This is a genomic window from Pseudonocardia bannensis (assembly GCF_012911875.1).
Taxonomy (GTDB): domain Bacteria; phylum Actinomycetota; class Actinomycetes; order Mycobacteriales; family Pseudonocardiaceae; genus Pseudonocardia; species Pseudonocardia bannensis.
Map to the genome: position 1 here is coordinate 19,205 of NZ_JAAXKZ010000051.1, position 18,892 is coordinate 38,096.

Annotated in this window: 16 protein-coding genes and 1 pseudogene; all 17 read left to right on the top strand. The window is 69.2% G+C overall.

Annotated features, from left to right (window positions below; genetic code table 11):
* The first annotated feature begins 7 nt into the window (after nucleotides 1-7).
* On the top strand, nucleotides 8-544 hold the full coding sequence (locus HF519_RS15240) for an aromatic-ring-hydroxylating dioxygenase subunit beta (protein ID WP_211170063.1): 537 nt from the start codon (nucleotides 8-10) through the stop codon (nucleotides 542-544).
* A 12-nt stretch (nucleotides 545-556) separates the two neighbouring features.
* Entirely contained in the window at nucleotides 557-979 is a 423-nt protein-coding gene (locus HF519_RS15245; RefSeq protein WP_169413604.1) for an SCP2 sterol-binding domain-containing protein, read from the top strand.
* A gap of 199 nt (nucleotides 980-1,178) precedes the next feature.
* Nucleotides 1,179-1,961: an MlaE family ABC transporter permease gene (locus HF519_RS15250; protein WP_308259545.1), complete on the top strand. Its 783-nt coding sequence runs from the start codon at nucleotides 1,179-1,181 to the stop codon at nucleotides 1,959-1,961.
* An 11-nt stretch (nucleotides 1,962-1,972) separates the two neighbouring features.
* Nucleotides 1,973-2,833: an ABC transporter permease gene (locus tag HF519_RS15255; RefSeq protein ID WP_308259546.1), complete on the top strand. Its 861-nt coding sequence runs from the start codon at nucleotides 1,973-1,975 to the stop codon at nucleotides 2,831-2,833.
* A 30-nt stretch (nucleotides 2,834-2,863) separates the two neighbouring features.
* Nucleotides 2,864-3,727 (top strand): ABC transporter ATP-binding protein, encoded by an 864-nt coding sequence (locus HF519_RS15260; RefSeq protein WP_169413605.1) that lies wholly within the window; start codon nucleotides 2,864-2,866, stop codon nucleotides 3,725-3,727.
* Between the two features lie 4 nt (nucleotides 3,728-3,731).
* On the top strand, nucleotides 3,732-4,970 hold the full coding sequence (locus tag HF519_RS15265; protein WP_169413606.1) for an MlaD family protein: 1,239 nt from the start codon (nucleotides 3,732-3,734) through the stop codon (nucleotides 4,968-4,970).
* Nucleotides 4,967-6,349, top strand: coding sequence for an MlaD family protein (locus HF519_RS15270; protein ID WP_169413607.1), 1,383 nt, complete (start codon nucleotides 4,967-4,969; stop codon nucleotides 6,347-6,349). Before HF519_RS15265 ends, HF519_RS15270 begins: the two co-directional genes overlap by 4 nt.
* Nucleotides 6,346-7,638 carry an MlaD family protein gene (locus HF519_RS15275; protein ID WP_169413608.1) on the top strand — a complete coding sequence of 431 codons (1,293 nt, stop codon included), beginning with the start codon at nucleotides 6,346-6,348 and terminating at the stop codon, nucleotides 7,636-7,638. The genes HF519_RS15270 and HF519_RS15275 overlap by 4 nt, the downstream gene beginning before the upstream one ends.
* A complete protein-coding gene (locus HF519_RS15280; protein ID WP_312860128.1) occupies nucleotides 7,635-8,990 on the top strand; it encodes an MlaD family protein in 1,356 nt (451 codons plus the stop codon). The genes HF519_RS15275 and HF519_RS15280 overlap by 4 nt, the downstream gene beginning before the upstream one ends.
* Nucleotides 8,987-10,303, top strand: a complete 1,317-nt coding sequence (locus tag HF519_RS15285; RefSeq protein WP_312860129.1) for an MlaD family protein — start codon at nucleotides 8,987-8,989, stop codon at nucleotides 10,301-10,303. Before HF519_RS15280 ends, HF519_RS15285 begins: the two co-directional genes overlap by 4 nt.
* Nucleotides 10,300-11,601, top strand: coding sequence for an MlaD family protein (locus tag HF519_RS15290; RefSeq protein WP_169413609.1), 1,302 nt, complete (start codon nucleotides 10,300-10,302; stop codon nucleotides 11,599-11,601). Before HF519_RS15285 ends, HF519_RS15290 begins: the two co-directional genes overlap by 4 nt.
* Nucleotides 11,598-13,970, top strand: a complete 2,373-nt coding sequence (locus HF519_RS15295; RefSeq protein WP_246243900.1) for an RND transporter family protein — start codon at nucleotides 11,598-11,600, stop codon at nucleotides 13,968-13,970. The genes HF519_RS15290 and HF519_RS15295 overlap by 4 nt, the downstream gene beginning before the upstream one ends.
* Nucleotides 13,971-13,981: 11 nt before the next feature.
* Complete coding sequence (locus HF519_RS32390; protein ID WP_169413610.1) at nucleotides 13,982-15,046, top strand: peptidyl-prolyl cis-trans isomerase; 1,065 nt, start codon at nucleotides 13,982-13,984, stop codon at nucleotides 15,044-15,046.
* Complete coding sequence (locus HF519_RS15305) at nucleotides 15,043-15,249, top strand: hypothetical protein (protein ID WP_169413611.1); 207 nt, start codon at nucleotides 15,043-15,045, stop codon at nucleotides 15,247-15,249. Before HF519_RS32390 ends, HF519_RS15305 begins: the two co-directional genes overlap by 4 nt.
* Nucleotides 15,250-15,616: 367 nt before the next feature.
* Complete coding sequence (locus HF519_RS15310; RefSeq protein ID WP_169413612.1) at nucleotides 15,617-16,915, top strand: aromatic ring-hydroxylating oxygenase subunit alpha; 1,299 nt, start codon at nucleotides 15,617-15,619, stop codon at nucleotides 16,913-16,915.
* Nucleotides 16,916-17,111: 196 nt separating this feature from the next.
* On the top strand, nucleotides 17,112-18,041 hold the full coding sequence (locus HF519_RS15315; RefSeq protein ID WP_438826398.1) for a PDR/VanB family oxidoreductase: 930 nt from the start codon (nucleotides 17,112-17,114) through the stop codon (nucleotides 18,039-18,041).
* A gap of 42 nt (nucleotides 18,042-18,083) precedes the next feature.
* Nucleotides 18,084-18,257 (top strand): annotated as a pseudogene (locus HF519_RS15320) (transposase); the annotation flags it as partial.
* Nucleotides 18,258-18,892: the final 635 nt, after the last annotated feature.

An 18,892-nucleotide genomic window follows, 5' to 3' on the forward strand; every position in this document is an offset into this window, starting at 1 on the left:
GGTCCGCATGACCACGGAAATCGACCTCGGGGCCGGTGTCGGGCACCGCGGGGTGTCGGCCGACCTGCAGCACGAGGTGGAGCAGTTCTTCTACCACGAGGCCGAACTGCTCGACGACGGCCGTTTCCGGGAGTGGCTCGACCTGGTGGCCGAGGAGATCGAGTACACGGTGGGGACCAAGCCCACCGTGGATCCGTTCAGCCCGGACGCGGTGCCACCCTCGCTCGCGTTCGAGGACAACAAGGAGAGCCTGACCTGGCGGGTCAAGCGGTCCGAGACGGGCATGGCCTGGGCCGAGGAACCGCCCTCGCGGACCCGCTACCTGATCACCAATGTGCGGATCACCCCGGACGCCGCCGGCCTCTTCGTCCGCAGCAACTTCATGTTCTATCGCAACCGGCTGGAGACCACTGCGCACTTCCTGGTCGGGAGCCGCGAGGACAACCTCCAGCGGGGTCCCGACGGTCGGCTTCTCATCGCCCGGCGCGCCGTCACACTCGACCAGAACGTGATCCTGTCCAACAACCTGAGCATGTTCTTCTGAGAGGACGGAATCGTGTACTTCGTCAACGCCGACGATTTCCAGGGGACCCTCGGGGTGTTCCTGGCGAAGATCATGGATGACCCGACTGTCGGGGACGCCTTTGCCTCGACCAATGCGCTCGTGAAGATCATCTTCACCGAACCCGACACCATCATGTGGATCGACTGCCGACAGCCGGTCCCGAGCGTGTCCACCGATCCTGCTGCCGTGCCGGAGACCGAGGTGCCGGACATGGTGCTGAACATGTCCGCCGACAACGGGCACCGGTTCTGGCTCGGACGGCTCTCCCTGCCGGTGGCGCTCACGAGCCGCAAGGTCAAGGTGAAGGGGCCCACGAGCATGCTCATGAAGCTGCTGCCCGCCTTCAAGCCCGTCTACCGCGGCTACGAGGAGTTCCTCCTCGAGCGCGGCCGCCAGGATCTCGTTTCGGTCTGACGCCGGTCCCGGCCGTGTTCCTGCGGGACTGCGCCGGGCCACGTCGGTACCGGAAGTGACAGGGGATGGGGATGCATCGATCTGAGAGTCGGGGGAGGCCGTGAGTAGCGCGCAGCGCCCCGCGTTGACACCGGGTGCCAGGGGTGCGCACACTGCCCCCCCGGACCGTCCGACGACCAGGACACCCTGGATTGAACACGTGCCCGGCCCCGTGGCCGGGATGGTCGCCGAGATCGGTGGCCTGACCCAGTTGGCAAGCCAGGTGGTGTGGAGTGCGGTACGCCGCCCGGTGGGTTACTGGCGTGCCGTCCGCGACGAGATGTACGGCGTCCTGAAGCTCTCCTGGTTCCCCATGATCCTCGCGGTCCTGGCGTTCTCCCTGATGATCGGCCTGCTCGGGCTGAACGTCACGGACCTGCTGGGCGCCAACAACCGCTACGGTCAGTACTTCTTCATTCAGAACACCCGCGAGTTCACCCCGTGGGTCAACTCGATGGTCGTGGCCGGCATCGTCGGCGCCGCGATCTGCTCGGACCTGGGCGCCCGCAAGGTCCGGGAAGAGCTCGACGCGCTCCGGGTACTCGGCACCGACCCGGTCCGGGAGCTCGTGCTCCCGCGCATCATCTCCACGACGGTCCTCACGCCGTTGCTCATGCTCGTCTCGCTGGCGGTCGGAGTCGTCTGCGGGCTCTTCAGCGCGGTCACCTACGGCGGTGTGCCGAGCGGCGAGTACTGGGCGACCGTGTTCAAGAACCTGACGACGATCGAGTTGGTCGTCGCGGTCCTGAAGAGCGCAGCCATCGGCTTCATGATCGGAGTGGTGGGCGCCTACAAGGGCCTCACCGCCGGTGCCGGGTCGATTGGTGTCGGCCGCGCGGTCAACCAGGCCGTGGTCATCGCATTCGCGCTGGTCTTCCTCATCGACCTCGCGTTCAACATGATCACCCTCGGCCTGTTCCCCGAACTGCAGACCGTCAGGTGAGAGGACAGGCCGTGACTGTCACTCGCGAGGAGCGCCGCACGCCGGCTCGGCCCTCGGCGCCGGACCTGGACTTCGGTCCCGGTGCGGTCGGCAGCAAGATCCGTGAGCTGCTCGAGAACGCCGTGCAGATGCTCCGATTCTTCGGGCAGGTCTTCGTCTCGATACCGAGGGCGGTCCGGCTCTACCCGTCTGAGGTCTTCCGCCAGTGCGGGATCCTGATCCTCTCCAGCGGCATGATCATCTGGTTCATGGAGCTCGTGCTAGGCGTCGTGTTCGCCGTGCAGGGGCATTACATCTCGCGGCAGTTCGGCGCGCCGGGCTACGTCGGCGTCTACCCGGCACTGGGTGGACTGCGCACCGGGGGCCCGGAGATGTGGGGCTGGATTCTGGCCGCCAAGGTCGGCTGCGGGCTCGTCGCCGAACTCGGCTCGATGCGGATCAGCGAGGAGGTCGACGCGCTGGAGGTGATGGGCGTCGAGCCGATGCCCTACCTGGTGGGAACCAGGGTGCTCGCGGCGACCATCGCCATGCCGTTCCTCTACATCGTCGGACTCGGCCTGCTCTACGTCGGATCGTGGTTCATGATCGTCGAAGTCCTGCACACGGTCTCGCCGGGCGGGTTCTTCGACGTGCTCTGGGCCTTCCAGAGTCCACTCGACCTCCTCTTCTCGATGATCTGGACCGTGGTCCTCGGCGTCCTGGTCGTGCTCGTCGGCTGCTACTACGGCTACACCGCCAAGGGCGGCCCGGTCGGCGTCGGGATGAACACCTCGAGGTCGATGGTGATCAACATGGTGCTCGTCAGCCTCCTCGGCCTGATCTTCCACCAGTTGTTCTGGGGCGGCTTCGCGAACGCGCCGATCGCCAACTGATCTCCGACCGACTCCGATCCTGGAGGTTCCATGCTGCACCAGCATTCCGCCTGGCCTGCCGGCCGGCCCGCGCCACCGGTTGGCCCGGCCGGCGCCGGCGCGCTGAACGCCCGTGGGTGGACGAGCGACGGCGCGGCCGTCGAGCACTCCATCGAGGTGCGCGATGTGCACAAGTCCTTCGGTTCGTTCCAGGTGCTGCGCGGGCTGAACGTCGGCTTCGTGGACAACGCGATCACGACCGTGCTCGGCCCCTCCGGCACCGGTAAGAGCGTGCTGCTCAAGCACATTGTCGGGCTGCTCGAACCCGACCACGGCGAGGTGCACGTGTTCGGCAAGGACATCTGGAAGGTGTCCGAGGAGGAGCGGTTCCAGCTGCGGAAGCGGTTCGGAGTGCTGTTCCAGGACGGGGCGCTGTTCGGGTCCATGAATCTCTACGACAACGTCGCCTTCCCGCTGCGCAAGCACACGAAGCTCAGTGAGGACGCGATCGCGGACCGAGTCATGCAACGGCTCAAGGAGGTCGGTCTCGAGCGGTCGCTGTCCAAGGCGCCCGGCGAGATCTCCGGCGGGATGCGTAAGCGGGCCGGCTTCGCGCGGGCGCTCGTGATGGACCCGGACGTCGTCATGTTCGACGAACCGGACTCCGGACTGGACCCAGTGCGCACCAGCCTGCTCAACGACCTGATTCTGCAGATGCACGCCGAGCACGGCGGCACCTACATCCTGGTGACGCATAACATCCCCACCGCGCGCAAGGTCAGCGACTACGTGGCCGCGGTGTGGCAGGGCCGGCTGGTCCACTACGGACCCACAGAGGACGCGTTCGCCTCCGACGACCCGTTCCTGCGTCAGTTCCTGTCCGGGGACTCCGCCGGGCCGCTGGGAATGGACTGAAGTAATGCTCAGGAAGCTGCTCACCATCGGCTGCGCGCTCGTGACGGTACTCGCCACGAGCGGTGCGGTGGCACTTGCCGCCGGTGCCGGTGGGGACTACGAGATCAAGGTCGTGATGCCGTCGGCGGTCGGCATCGTGACGGGGCTGCCGGTCCAGATCAACGGTTTCGACGTCGGCGAGGTCACCGACGTCGCGGCGCAGGACAACCACGGCGTCGTGACCCTCGCGCTCTCCGACGAGCACGCGCCGCTGCCCACGGGCACGACCGTCGTGGTGGAGTGGCGCTCGGTGCTCGGCGAGCACTTCCTGCAGTTGCATCCCGGCCCAGCGAGCAACCCGGAACTGCCCAGCGGGAGCATGATCCCGGCTGGGTCGAGCCAGGTCCTCGTCGAAGATCTGCTGGAGGCGCTCGACGAGCCGACCCGTGCGCACCTGACCTCCGTGGTGGACCAGCTGCAAGAGACCTTCGACGGCAGCGAGCCGGACGTCAACGCCCTGCTCGGCACCGCGGGGCCGACCGTGGAGGCCTTGGGTGCGGTGGTCGACGCGGTCGGTCGGGACGGCCCCGCGATCCGCGAGCTGATCACCAACGCCCGCCAGATCACGGCCGTCCTGGCGCAACGGCAGGACAAGCTGGCCGGCACGATCACCGACCTCGGACAGATGGCAGACGTCGTCGCTGCCCAGCAGCAGCAGCTCACCGACGGGCTGGCCGAGCTGCCGTCCACGCTGGACGCCGCGCAGGGTGCACTGGACCGGGTTCCGGCCGCCGCGGACTCGACCGTACCGATGCTCGAAGACCTCCGCCCGGCCGCGGCCCGGCTGCCCTCCGTGGCGGCGAACCTCAGCCCGGTGCTGCGGGACCTGCGCCCCACGGTGGAGCAGCTCCACCCGACCCTCGACGCGGCGAACAAATTGCTGCAGTTCACACCGGGCCTGCTGGACAACGCCACGGCAACCCTTCCGGGCGTGACGCAGGCTGTGCGCACCCTCGGCCCCGCGGTGGCCTTCCTGCGGCCCTACACGCCGGAGATGATGGGAATGATCGACAACTGGGGGAACGTGTACTCCCAGTACAACGGCTCCGGGCATTTCGGGCACCTGCTGATCAGCTACGGGCAGACCGCGGTCAACAACCAGCCGAACGCGGTTCCGCTCGGCGGGCAGGTCAACCCTGCTCCCGCGCCGGGACACAGCGCCGGGCAGCCCTGGACCGATGCGAACGGAAACCGACCGCGGTGAGAACGAGACCTCGGAAGTTCCTGCGCACCGGCATGGTCGTGCTGCTGCTCCTCACGGCCACCGCAGCTGTCGTGTTCCGCAACGACGACGACGGCACGGTGCGCGTCGTCGCGGTCTTCCAGGACGCGAGCCCGCTGCGGGAAGGCAACCTGGTCAAGGCCTACGGGGTACAGGTCGGCCTCATCGACGGCGTGCGATTGGTGAACGGGCAGGCGCACGTGGAGATGCAGGTTCAGCGCTCCGCGCTGCCGCTGCACTCCGACGCCACCGCGCAGATCCGCCCGATGAGCCTGCTCGGCGAGCGGTTCGTGCAGCTCGAAGCGGGTTCGGCCGGTGCACCGCTGCAGGCCGAACCGCTGACCATCCCGGCCGATCGGACATCGCGGGCGATGGACCTCGAGGACGTGTTCAACACCCTCGACGACCCGACGTCGGGGGCGCTGGCCGCGCTGGTCACCACGCTCGGCGAGGGCATGCAGGGCCGCGGCGATGACGTGACCGCGGCGCTGGCGGCGGTCGAACCCGCATTGAGCCAGGTCGACCGGTTGACCGAGATCCTCGACACGCAGAACGCCTCGCTCAACCGCATCCTCGAGATCGGGCAGCTCCACACCAGCGCCTTCGCCGACCGCGACGGCGCGACGCTGGATCAACTCGTCGGAGCGGCCGAGCAGACCCTCGGCACCGTGGCGGCCAACCGGGTCGCGGTGGACGACGCGATAGCGCAGCTACCCAGCACGCTCACCTCGGCGCGGCGCGCGCTGCGTGAGCTGGCGGGTGTCGCCGACGCGACGACCCCGGTGCTCGCCTCCGTGCGCCCGGTGACGGATGATCTCACCGCGATCAGCGGCGAGATACACGAGTTCGCCGATGCCGCGGATCCTGCGCTGGCCTCGCTGCCGCCGGTGCTCGAACGGCTCGACGCCATGCTCGACGAGGCCCGTCCGGTGATCGAAGGCCTGCGGCCGGCCGCGGGCGATCTGCACAGCGTCGCCGGTTCGGTGCGTCCCATCGCCGAGGAACTCCTCGTTCACGAGCCCGGAACCCCGAGCAGCTTGGAGAACCTGATGAACGGCCTGGCGAACTGGGCGATGGCCACCAGTGGCTACGACGGGGTCTCGCACTACTTCCGGGCCGCCGCGGTGGTCACCCCGGAGACGGCGCGCCAGATGCTCGCCGGGTTCGCTCCGCCCGGGCTCGTCCCGGCCGAGGTCCCGGACGTCCCCGGCGAGGTTCTGCCCGGCCCGACGACCGAGCTACCCGGCCTGCTGCCCAGCGTGGTACCGGCACCGCCCGCGAGCGACCCGGGTAACGCCACCGGGCTCAGCCAGGAGCAGGAGCAGTCCCTGGTCGGGCAACTCCTCGGCGGGGGGCGATGACAGTGACGACCCCCGGGGCCCGCGCGCGTGGCCGGTCGTTCCTGGTGGGCCTCGCGACGCTCGTCGCGATCGCCCTGCTCGGCTACGTCATGTTCACCGCCAACCAGGGCCGGCTCCCCGGTGCTGCGACCACCACGGTCAAGGCCGCATTCAGCGACGTCGGCCAGGCCGATCTCAACTCCGAGGTCCGGCGCAACGCCCAGCGGATCGGATCCGTCTCGAACATCGAGGTCGTCGGCGACCAGGCGGTGGTCACGATGACACTGGACGGCAACGTGCCGATCTACAGCAACGCCACCGCGGCGCTGTGGGACCAGTCGGCGCTCGGCCAGAAGTTCGTCGAGCTGCGTCCGGGCGACCCCTCGGCGGGCCCGCTCCGCGACGGGATGATCCCGCTGGGCCAGACCGAGGAGGCCCACGACATCTCCCATCTGCTGGACGTGTTCGACGAGCCCACGCGCGCTTCCCTGCGGACCGCGCTGCGGGAGTTGGGCGGCGGCACCGGCGGGTACGGACCCGGCCTGAACGGATTCCTCGGTGCCGCACCCGGCCTGCTCTCCGACGTCGGCACCGTGGCTGCTGCCGCGGCCGCCCCCGAGGCGCGGCTCCCGGCCTTCCTGCGCAGCGTCGACCATCTCGCGGTGCGGTTCGAGGGCCGGTCGGAGACGTTCGCCACGCTGCTGCGCCAGACCGAGTCGATCCTGGCCGCCGTGAACGTCGACGGCGCGAAGCCGCTCGACGAGTCGCTGCGGCGACTGCCGGGCACCCTCACCGACGCCCGTACCGCGCTGGATTCGCTGAACGCTCCGCTGGCCGACACCCGGATGGCGATGGAGGCGCTGCACCATGGCTCGCAGGCGCTCGGGGATGCGACACCGGACGCGCGGGGGGTGCTGCGTGAGGCACCCGTCCCGCTGGACAAGATTCCGGAGGTGGCCGAGGTCGCCGAGCCCGCGGTGGACGAGATGACCCACACCTTCACCGACGCGCGGCCGTTCGTGCCACGGCTGGCCGATGGGCTGTCCTCGGCGGCGCCACCGCTGCAGGTGCTGGCCCCCTACGCCTCCGACGTCGGCTTGTTCGCCGAGGACATCAGTTCTGTGATGGCCCCGCACGCGGACTTCCGGCACATGCTGCGGATCGTCATCGCCGTGCCGAGCACAGCGGCCGTGTCCGGTCTCGGCCCGGCCGGTGCGCAGCAGGCCAACCCGTATCCGGCCCCCGGTGAGGCTGCCAATGAGGACCGCGACGCCGACGGCGCGCTGATCCCAGGGAGGAGGCACTCGTGAAGCGGCTGTCGCTGCATCGTGGATCCGCGGCCACGGGACTGGTGGGCATCGTCCTGTTCGCGATCTTCATGGTCGCGCTGTTCCAGAAGTCGGCGATCCTGACGGCTCTGCGACCCGGCGTCACCGTGGTCGCCGAGTTCACCCGGCAGTACAAACTGGAGGCGCATCGCAGCGCGGTGAAGCTGGCGGGCACCCCGGTCGGGGTGGTTTCGTCGGTCGAGCCGACCGACCACGGCACCGTGGCCGTCTCGCTCAAGATCGATAGCGAGACCGTGGGCAAGATCGGTAGCGCTCCCACGGCCGAGATCCGGCCCACCACCGTGCTGGGCGGCAACTACTACGTCGCGCTGACCCCGGGCGGTGACCCCGTCGAGTTCACCGCCGGGACCATCCCGGTGGAGCGCACCGGGATCCCGGTCGAGCTCGACACGCTGTTGCGGGCGGTCCCCCCGCAAGCCCAGGGGGCGCTGCAGGGGGCCACCTTGCACCTCGACGACACCCTGCAGGCCGGCGCCGGCGATGCCCTGCGCGATCTGGCCCGCGAGGCGCCCGGTGCGCTCGCTCCCACCGGCATGGTGCTCGACGCGGTGCGGGGGGTCCGGCCCGACACCGACCTCGCCGAACTCGTCACCGACCTCAACCGCACCGCGGAGGTCGTGACCCGACGGGACGGCCAGCTCGAGTCCATCGTCGACTCGGTGGCGACCACCAGCGACGTCCTCGCCGAGCAGAGCTGGCCGCTCGCGGATGCCATCGCCACGATGCCCGAGACGCTGCGGGTCACCAGAACCGGAGCCGAGGACCTGTCGGGGACGCTCGACCGGCTGACCACGACCGCGGAGTCCATCCGCCCGGCGGTCCAGGAACTCGATCCGCTCCTGGAGAAGCTCGACCCGACGCTGGCCGAGGCCCGGCCGGTACTGAACGACCTGCGGCCACTGCTCGAGCAGGCCCGGCCGATGGTCGAGGAACTCGTGCCCACCGCACAGCAGGGAACCGAGGTGCTCGAGGACGTCCGCGGGCCGGTGCTGGATCGGATCAACGGTCCGATCATCGACACGTTCATGTCCGAGTGGCGCGGGCAAGCGCCGAAGTACCCCGGGGGCGGCAACGGCAACAAGTTCTACGAAGAGCTGGGCTACCTGTTCACGAACATGAACAACGCCTCGAAGTTCTACGACCAGAACGGCGGGATGGTCCGGATCCAGCCGGGCGCCGGCAGTTCGTCGCTGGTCAACACGCCCGGTGGACTGGACGCGTTGCTGGTGCAGCTGGGTGAGCTGGGCGGGCCCCCGCCCCCCGACGACGGGCCGCTCGTGAAGCAGGGTCTCCTGGGAGGGCCGCCGCGGTGAACGCACTGAAGACATGGTCGTTTCGCCGGACATGGCAGCGGCTGCGCACCGTCCCCGGACTCGGCCGCGACGTCATTGCGCTCACCGGGCTGGTGGCGGTGGGGGTGACGGCGGCCGTGCTCATCCTGTCGCAGATGAACTACCTCCCGCCGTGGAGCGACAAGACCGTCTTCGACATCGAGTTCGACGAGGCGGTCGCGGTGAGCCCCGGGAACGGTCAGGAAGTGCGCATCGCCGGTGTCCCGGTGGGCGTCATCACCGACTCGCAGGCCACCGACCACAACACCTCGCGGGTGACGGTGGCGATCGACCAGGGCCATCCGGTCTTCGATAACGCCAGGGCCGTGCTGCGCCCGGTGAACCCGCTGAACCAGATGTACATCTCGCTCGACCCCGGCGGCCCTCCGGGCGAGCCGTTGCCCGAGGGCGGGATGATTCCGGTGACGCAGACCTCACGCCCAATCCAGGCCGAAGAGGTGCTCAACCACCTCGACGAGCGCAGCAGGCTCGCACTCACCGCGCTGCTGGCCGAGTCGGACACCGCGCTGGCCAGTGCTCCGCAGTTGCTGCCGGCCGACCTGCGGGCCACGCAGAAGAGCCTGGTCGACCTGCGGCCGGTCATGCAGCAGTTGGCGGATCGCCGCGAGCACATCCGGCAGTTCGTCACCGCGCTGTCCCAGATCGCGACCGCGGCCGGGGACAACGACGAGCGCCTGACCAGCCTGGTGAACTCCACGCAACAGACCCTCGCCGTGCTCACCGAACGCGATGCCGAGCTGCGACAGACCCTCGGCGAGTTGCCGGGGCTGTCCACGGACCTGCGGCAGGCGATGAGCAGTACCTCGGCGCTGACGACCCAGCTGAACCCCACCCTGGACAACCTCGATGCCGCAGCCGAGGACCTGCCCGGGGCGCTGGACCGGCTCGGCGACACGACCCAGCAGGTCCGCGACACGGTCGCGGCGGCCGCACCGGTGGTGGCGAAGGCCAGGCCGGTGGTCGATGATCTGCGGCCGGTCGTCACCGACGTGCACGGCACCTTCGGCGAGCTCGCGCCGGTCACCCGCTGGGCCGACTACGCGACGGCGCATGTCGCGCCGTGGATGTACGACCTGGGCGCGTTCGTCTACAACACGAGCGGGATCTTCAACGTGTCCGACGCGCAAGGTGGTCTGGCCCGGGCCCAGCTCCAGCTCAACATCGCGAACCCGACCGCGATCGAGACGCCGGAGGACATGACGACCAACACCTACCGGCACGGCGAGAGCCCACTCGGCCCGTACCCGGCGCCGGGCGAAGGAGGCCCGCGATGAAGATCTCCACAGCACGTCTGCCTGCCTTTCGGCTGGCCATGGTGCTGGCCTTCGTGCTCAGTTGCGCGGTCTTCTTCGCCTACCTGTGGTCGCAGGGCGGCGGGTTCGTCGCGGGCCTCAGCCAGGCGCGCAGTTACCACGTGTCGGTCGACGTGCCGAACGTCCGGAACCTGGCGCCGTTCTCCGACGTCCAGATGGCCGGGGTGGCGGTCGGCAATGTCAAGAGCATCGAGCGCACCGGCGACCAGCTCCGTCTCGAGCTGTGGTTGGACGATGTCGCGGTGCCCCTGCATGACGGCGTCTGCGTGCAGGTCAGCGAGAAGTCGCTGGTCGGGCAGTACTACGTGAAGCTCGTCGACGGGCAGGGGCCGCCCCTTCCCGACGGCACCGTCCTGCCGGAGGCGGCGGTGATCCCGCCCGTCGACCTGCGCGACGTGCTCGCCAGCCTCGACGCCCCGACCCGGGAGGACCTCGGCGGCCTGATCCGCTCGCTCGGTACGAGTACCGACGGACGTGCGCGGGACATCTCGGCGCTGATGTCCGGGCTGGCCGATCTCGGGCACAACGGCAACACGGCCGTGGACGCCATCGCTGCCCAGTCCGGGGACCTGGAGCTGCTGGTCAGCGAGCTGGAGACACTGTTCACCACGTTGGACACCGGCGAGGGCCAGGTCGTGCAGCTGGTTCACGACGCGAACCGGATCACGGCCGCCACGGCGGGGCAGCGGGAGGCGATCGAGGGCGCCGTCCGGCAGTTGCCCGGAGTGCTCGCCAGCACCTCCACCGCGACCGGCCACCTCACCGAGCTCTCCGGCGCGCTGGCCCCGGTGGCGGCGGACCTGCGCAAGGCTGCACCGGACCTCGACGCCGCACTCGTGGAGCTGCCGGCGACGACCCGGGACCTGCGGGGGCTGCTGCCGTCGCTGGAGGGCACGCTGGACCGCGCTCCCGCCACCCTGGACCGGGTCCCGGTCGTGACCGAACAGGCCAGGGCCCTGATTCCGCCGGCGACGGACTTGCTCCGGGACCTGAACCCGGCGCTGCGCTACCTCGAGCCCTATGGCAAGGACCTTTCCCAGGTCGTCACGGTCTTCGGCGCGGCCTTCCACCAGTACGGAGATCGCGGCAACACGTTCCTGCACGTGCAGGCCGTGCAGAATCCCTACGCCCTGACGCCCAACCCGCTGAACCTCCCGCCGGGTCTGCTGGCGGGATCCAATCCCTATCCCGAACCCGGGGGCCTGGCTGATCGCAAGCCGCTCAGCCGCGACTTCCCGCGCCTGGAGCCCGATCGATGACGCCGTGGATCCGGTTGCGCAGAGTCGGTGAGACCGCCTGGTCGGCCGGGCGCCGGATGCTCCGGCGCCGGCCGTCCCGACGCGGCTGGCTGACGGCGGTACTGGTCCTCGGCCTGACCGCAGGTGTCGTCGGAGGCCTGGCGCAACTGCGCGTCGACACCGGAACCGACTCCTTCCTCCCCGCGGGGGACGCCAGCCTCGCCGCCGTCGAGCAGAAGGCGCGGAGCTTCGGCGGTGATCCCGTCGTGGTGCTCCTGCAGTCGCGGGAGCCGCGACAGTTGCTCCTCGACCAGCAGCAGCTGCTGTCGTTGTTGCGTGCCGAGGGCACACTGGCGGCGCTGCCCGACGTCGCCGCCGTCTACGGGCCGGCCACCGTGCTCAACCAGATCGCCACCACGGCGCAGAACCTCCTCGCTCAGATCGCGGGGCGCCGTGACGGGCTGCGGATCCAGGCCGAGCAGCAGGCTCGGGAAGCGGGCGCGTCGGAGCAGGGGGTCCGGCGGGCGGTCGAGCACGCCACCCGCGAGTTCGACCTTCGCTACGGCAGCCTGGTGGTGCAGGGACTGCCCGCCGGGGTGCCTACGCTGTACAGCCCGAACTTCATCCGGACTGTGGCGTTCGACCAGTCCACAGGGGAGCCGCGCCCGCAGTGGCGCTTCGTGCTGCCCGCGCCGGACACCGTCGCGATCCTGGTACGACCCCGGGAGGGCCTCGACCAGGCCGGTACGCAACGGCTGGTGGAGGCCGTCCGTGGCACAGTCGAGGGTGCGGGCCTGGCGACGCGGACGGTCACCGTCACCGGGGTCCCCGCAGTCACCGCCGGGCTGGCCGGCCAGGTGACCGCGGAGTTGCCGCTGCTCGGGCTGTTGGTCGCGATCGCCGTCGCGCTGCGGTTCCTGCTGGTGCCGGGGGCCGGCCGTCGCACGGCCCGGCTGTGGCCGTTGGCGGCCGCTCTCCTCGGCACCACGCTCGCGCTCGCGGGGTTCGGCTGGCTGCATCGGCCGCTGTCGTTCGGATCCGTTGCCATGCTGCCGCTTCTCCTCGGGATCGGCAGCACGTTCCCGTTGTATCTCGCCGCCCTGCGCAACCGCCGCCGTGTCGTGGTGATGGCCGTGGCCAGCGCCGGTGGCTTCGCCGCGCTCGCCGTGTCACCCCTACCGTTCGTGCGGGAACTCGGTCTCGCGCTGGCCCTGGGCGTGCTGTGCACCGTGGCCGCGGCGCTGTTGCTGCGCCGCGGGCTCGCCGACCGGATCGCCCCGGACCCGATCGGCACCGGCTCGACGGGCGCCGAGCCCGAAGCGCGCCCGCGCCCGCGCTGGGGCAGGCGCTCCGCCGTCCTGGTGGTGCTCACCGCGGTCGCCGGGTTGGGCTGGGCGATGTTGCCGCGACTCGCCGTGGAGGCCGACCCGCTCGAACTCGCCCGCGGGCTGCCGCAGCTCGAGGACGCGCTGGTGGCGGAACAGGTGCTGGGCTCCTCCGGCGAGGTCAGCATCCGGCTCAGCGGACCCGACGTCGTCAGCCCGGAGGCGCTGGCCTGGGCCCGGCGGGCAGAGGCGGTTGTGATCGCTGAGCACGGCGGTGACGTCCGGCCGGTGTTGACGCTGCCTAGCCTGCTTGCGTTCCTCGGCGACGCCCCCACCGCCGAGCAGATCGACGCGGCCCTCGAGCTGTTCCCCTCCTATCTGCGCTCCGCGGCGGTGACGTCCGACCGCAGGTCAGCTCTGATGATCTTCGGACTCGAGATGCGGGATCTGGGGGCGCAGAACCAGTTGCTCCAGGACGTCCGGGACGTCCTGCCGCCCCCACCATCGGGGTACTCGGCTGATCTCGTGGGCCTGCCCGTCGCAGCCGGCCGAGGCTACGAACTCATCTCCGAGGGCCGTTACCTCGCCAACCTCGCGGGCATCGCGGTGGCCGGGGTGGTGCTGGCGGTCGGGCTGCGACGGCGCACCGACGCGATGCGGGCGACGGCGACAGCGCTGCTGGCCACCGGGTGGGGATTGGCGATCATCTGGTCGGTCGACGGGTCGCTGAGCCCGCTCACCGTCGCACTCGGCTCCCTCGTCACGGTGACCGGTTGCGAGTTCCTGGTGCTGCTCGCCGAGGCCCGCCGCGGCGATGAGCGGTGGTTGCACCGCAGTGTCGCCTTCGCCTGCCTGACCTCGGTGATCGGTTACCTCGCTCTGGCGGCGTCGCAGCTGTGGTTGGTGCGGGAGTTCGGCCTGGTCCTGACGGTGGCGGTGCTGTTGTCCTACCTCGCGGCAATCGCCGTGATGTGGCTCTTCCCGCCGGGTCGACGGCCCGCGGCCGGGAGCGGGAACACACGTGAGAACGTGCGATCGGCGAGTGGGACGGAGGTGACGGTGTGAGGAGAGCTCAGGTGCTCCGCACCGCCATGGGCAGAACCAGGAGTTGGCTGCGCGAACGGCCGTTGCTGGTCCCTCGGCCGGGAAGGGCGTGGTACGTCAGTGCCCTGATGCTCGCCCTGCTCGCCGCGGGCGCGGGGACCCAGATCGCGGTTGCCGAGATCACGGCTCTGCCTGCCGACGCTGCCCTCCGGGTCGAGGACACCGTGATCACCGAGCAGCAGCTGGCCGACCGGGTCCAGGCCTTCAAGGCGCTCTACGGCGTGCAGCGCCCGGACGACCCAGCTGCGGTGGAACGGTTCGACCGCGACGCGGCGAAGGCCGTCGCCGTGAGCGAGATCCTGGAGCGGGCGGCGCAGGAGGAGGGCATCGTCATCCCCGAGAAGGCGGCCCAGGACGAGCTGGACCGGTTGGTCGCCGATGCCTATCCAGCCGGACGGGACGACTTCATCACCCGGCTGGGCCAGGTCGGGCTGTCCGAGCCCGAGGTGCTCGCCGAGATCCGCCGGCAGTTGACGAACTCTCGGCTCTTCGACCAGGTCACCCGCGACGTTCCCGAGACGACTGACGCTGACGTCCAGCAGGCGTACGACGCCCGCCGCGACGAGATGGTCGATCCGGAGAAACGCCACGTCCGCAACATCGTGGTCGGTTCGGAGGCCGAGGCCCGGCAGACACTGGATCGGCTGAACACCGGCGAGGACTTCGCCGCGGTCGCCCGCGACGTGTCGTTGGACAGGAGCACCAAGGACAAGGGTGGTGACCTCGGAACGGCGGTGCGGGAGCAGCTGGATCCCCGGTATGCCGACGAAGCCTTCCGGGTAAGCCCGAACTCCTTCTTCGGTCCGTTGGAGACCCAGCACGGGTGGAACGTCGGCCAGGTCCTCGCGGTCACACCCGCGGTTCCGCTGTCCCTCGATCAGGTGCGGGACCCGCTCCGGCAGAAGCTGACCGCGGAGCGCAAGCTCGACCGGTGGAATGCCTGGCTCGGTGGGAGGATCCAGGCCGCAGGAGTCGAGTACGCCCCCCACTACCGGCCCGCCGACCCGGACGTGCCCCCGGTCGACCTGCCGCGATGACTCCGGTTCTGCTTGTTGCCGGATCCCTGGTTTTGTTCCTGCTCGGGTGTTCGGGCAGGCGCAACGCCTACCATCTCGTGCCGACGTCGACAGACCCGACCGAGCGCGCCCATCGGGCGCGCGTGCTGCGGCGTGGATCGTTGAGCTGCCATGCGGTGGCCGTACTGTTCGTGATCGCGGCGATCGCCGCAATGCGCCCCTGATATCCCGGACGGGGGCGGTCCTGTCGATGACTGCGCGGAATGGCCCGCGCCGTCTCAGGCTCGGCCCGGGGTCCACCCGAGGTCCATGTCGATAGCAGCACGGCCCTGACACGCGCCGATGAGCTGCGGCAGGACGACAGGGCCGGCCTCGGTGCAGGTTGGGTAGTTAACACGGAGGCGCGACGGACCCGGTCACCGTCATCGTGCCTCGACGCGTAGGGCCAACCACCGGGCTCGACCAGTGGCACCACTCGAGCCGGGTAGCAGCCGGGGACCGGCGAGGCTCAGGGACCGAGACGTCGGTATCGGTGGCTGACGGCACCAGCACCGCCGAGAACCACGAAGAACCAGAAGAGAGGAGGCCGCAATGACGATCGGTTACAGCGGCGTCGAGAAGATCGACGACTTGATCGACGCGGATCAGGGTTTGGTCAGCCGGCATGTGTTCTCGGATCCGGCGATCTATGAGATGGAGCTGCAGCGGATCTTCGCGCGGTGTTGGCAGTTCCTCGGGCACGAGTCGCAGATCCCGCGGGCCGGGGATTTCGTGAGTGCGTATCTGGGTGAGGACCCGGTGGTGGTGGTCCGGCAGGACGATGGGTCGATCACCGGGTTCTTGAACGTGTGCCGGCATCGTGGGATGCGGATCTGCAAGCTGGATGCGGGGAACGCGGCTGGGTTCTCGTGCAGTTATCACGGGTGGGCGTATGACCGGCGGGGCAAGATCGTGGATGTTCCGTTCGGGGAGATGTATGCGAACGCCCCGTTGGATGAGGGCTGGGCGGCGGTGCCGGTGGCCCAGGTGGCCAGTTACAAGGGATTGATCTTCGGGACGTTCGATCCGGAGGCGCCGTCGCTGGTGGATTACCTGGGCGATATGGCCTATTACCTGGACGTGTTGGTGGACCGTCGGGAGGGCGGCACCGAGCTGGTCGGCGGCGCCAACAAGTGGATCATGGATTGCAACTGGAAGTACGGCGCGGAGAACTTCGTGCAGGACGGCCACCACGCCTTCTCCTCCCACATCTCCGCGCTGATGGCCGTGCAGCCCGATGACGCTGAGGTCACGGACTTTCCGGGGGGCTGCACGGTGACGCCCGGTGGCGGCCACGGTGGGGGCTGGTTCGCTGAGCCGACTCTCGACATGGTCGTCCGCGACGAGGTGCTGCTCAAGTACCACCGGGAGGTCGTGCGGCCGGAGTCGATCCGGCGTCTGGGTGCCGAGCGGGATCCCGTGCACAACATCGGGGTCGGCACGGTCTTCCCCAACTTCTCGTTCCTGACCGGTGTCCAGACGATCCGGGTGTGGGTGCCGCGCGGTCCGCACCACATGGAGGTGCGGTCCTGGACGATCGTGGACCGGGACGCGCCGCAGGAGGTCAAGGACGCGCAGTTGCGGTTGGTGCGGACCACGTTCAGTCCCAGCGGGCTGCTGGAGCAGGACGACGGCGAGAACTGGTCGATGTGCCAGGACACGCTGCGCGGCTACGTGTCCCGTCAGCTGAGCTCCAACGTGCGGATGGGTCTGGGCAAGCCGATCGACGGCGATATGGCGGTTCCTGGCCGGGTGATGCACGGCTGGAACGAGGAGCCGGGCCGCGGCTTCTTCGAGCGCTACCGCCACCTGATGTCCGAGCCGACCTCGCGGGTCTGGTCAGGCAGGTGAGTGCAGAAGGGAAACGATGACCACGATGATCGGGAGACGGTGGGTGGTGAGCCAGCCGGTGCTGAGAGCCCAATCGGCATCGACGGCGGCCGGCGGTGACCCAAAGTCGCCGAGACCGGGCGCTGAGTCTCCCCCGAGCAAGGGGATGTCAATGAATGTAGAGGCTTCCTGTGTCCTCCCGAAGAACGCCGACACAGTGAAACTGATCGTCCAGCGGTTGTCCCGCGAGGCCGATGGGGTCGTCTCGGTACTGCTCGCGGATGCCGAGGGCGATGGGTTGCCGGAGTGGGAGCCCGGCGCGCACATCGATCTGTGCCTGCCTGGTATGACGCGGCAGTACTCCCTGTGTGGGGATCCGTCGGATCGCAGTTGCTACCGCCTCGGAGTGCTGCTGGAACCCGCGGGCCGTGGAGGCTCCCGGTTCATCCACGAGTCCTTGCAGCCTGGTTATCCGGTCCTCGCCCGCCCGCCGCGCAATCATTTCTCCTTCGTTGATGCCGATGAGTACCTGTTCATCGCCGGCGGTATCGGCATCACCCCCCTGCTGCCGATGATCGCGCGCGCGGAGGCCGACGGACGCACCTGGCAACTCGTATACGGCGGCCGGACCCGCAGCTCGATGGCTTTCCTCAAACAACTGGTTGCCTATGGCGACAGGGTTCAGGTGGTGCCGCAGGATGAACACGGCCTGCTCGACCTGGCTGAGTTGCTCGAGGTCCCGGGCGACAAGCACGTTTATTGCTGTGGGCCGGAACCATTGCTGGCGGCGGTGGAGAGGCTCTGTTCGAGCTGGCCCAAGGGTCGACTGCACGTCGAACGCTTCACGGCCCCGGCTTTGATGGGCCACATCTCTGAACAGGCAGCCTTCGAAGTCGAGTGCGCGGAATCAGGCGTAACCGTGATCGTTCGCAGTGAACAGACCATGCTCGCCGCTCTGCTCGAGGCGGGCATTGACCTCAACTTCGACTGCAAGGAGGGGACATGCGGCACGTGCGAGCTCGGCCTCGTCGATGGTGTTGCTGAGCACCGCGACGCTGTGCTCAGCCAAGAGGAACGCGATGCCGGAGAGTTGATCCTTCCCTGTGTCTCGCGTGCCCGTGGTGCGCGACTGGTCGTTGACGCCTGACCATCCGCACCCACACTGCGTGAACCCGCCATCGAGGTGTTCCTCACGACCGGCCTGACGAACGCCCGGACCGAGGGCACCAACCGGTTGATCAAGCAGGTGAAACGCGCCGCCTGCGGGTTCCGCAACCGGGACAACTACCGGCGCCGAGTACGGTCTCACTGCACCCGACGCACCCGCCGATTCTCAGCGAGGAAACTGACGGCGCCCGCCTAAGATCGAAGAGCCTCTTAAGCAGGCCGAGGTGGATGTCGGCTCACTGTTCGTAGCGGGTGCGCAAGCGCTTGTAGGCATGGAGCCAGGCGAAGCCGCGCTTGACGACCCATCGCTATGCCGCTCGGCGTCCGGGCCGGGAGGTGTTCCCCGCGTTCGCGGGTACTACGGCGGCGGCCCGTTTGGGTCAGACGCCGTGCTGGCTACCCGTGGCGTGCTGCGCTGAGCGTGACGTCGTCGATCAGGGCTTCATTGAAGGCCTACGACTGGCTGCGCGGGCAGGCCCGCCTACGTGGGTGCCGGCGCGACAGGTCGGTGTTTGAGTTGGTTTGGGCGCAGATCCGCCGCAGCGACCTGCTGATCAACGTGCTAGAGCTGGCCTGTACCCCGGGCAGTGTGCTGCGTGGCCTCTCGTGACACGAACTGTGACACGAAGCCGTGTTAACCCCGGTGGCTGTAGTGGGTGCCGAGGCTGGCTTCGATACTGCTGTCGCTGGCAGATGCCATGTGATGTCGGTTCCGGGTGAACTCTGACCCTCGGCTTCCGGGTGAACGTTGACCCACCTCTGACGATCATGAGGTGTTGAGGGTGGAGGACTGGGCGGAGATCCGCCGGTTGCACCGGTCCGAGCAGATGC

Excerpts from the sequence above, each read along its gene's own strand:
- HF519_RS15240 (WP_211170063.1), top strand. The coding sequence starts at position 8 with ATGACCACGGAAATCGACCTCGGGGCCGGTGTCGGGCACCGCGGGGTG.
- HF519_RS15305 (WP_169413611.1), top strand. The coding sequence starts at position 15,043 with ATGACTCCGGTTCTGCTTGTTGCCGGATCCCTGGTTTTGTTCCTGCTC.
- HF519_RS15290 (WP_169413609.1), top strand. The coding sequence starts at position 10,300 with ATGAAGATCTCCACAGCACGTCTGCCTGCCTTTCGGCTGGCCATGGTG.
- HF519_RS15260 (WP_169413605.1), top strand. The coding sequence starts at position 2,864 with ATGCTGCACCAGCATTCCGCCTGGCCTGCCGGCCGGCCCGCGCCACCG.
- HF519_RS15275 (WP_169413608.1), top strand. The coding sequence starts at position 6,346 with ATGACAGTGACGACCCCCGGGGCCCGCGCGCGTGGCCGGTCGTTCCTG.
- HF519_RS15295 (WP_246243900.1), top strand. The coding sequence starts at position 11,598 with ATGACGCCGTGGATCCGGTTGCGCAGAGTCGGTGAGACCGCCTGGTCG.
- HF519_RS15310 (WP_169413612.1), top strand. The coding sequence starts at position 15,617 with ATGACGATCGGTTACAGCGGCGTCGAGAAGATCGACGACTTGATCGAC.
- HF519_RS15265 (WP_169413606.1), top strand. The coding sequence starts at position 3,732 with ATGCTCAGGAAGCTGCTCACCATCGGCTGCGCGCTCGTGACGGTACTC.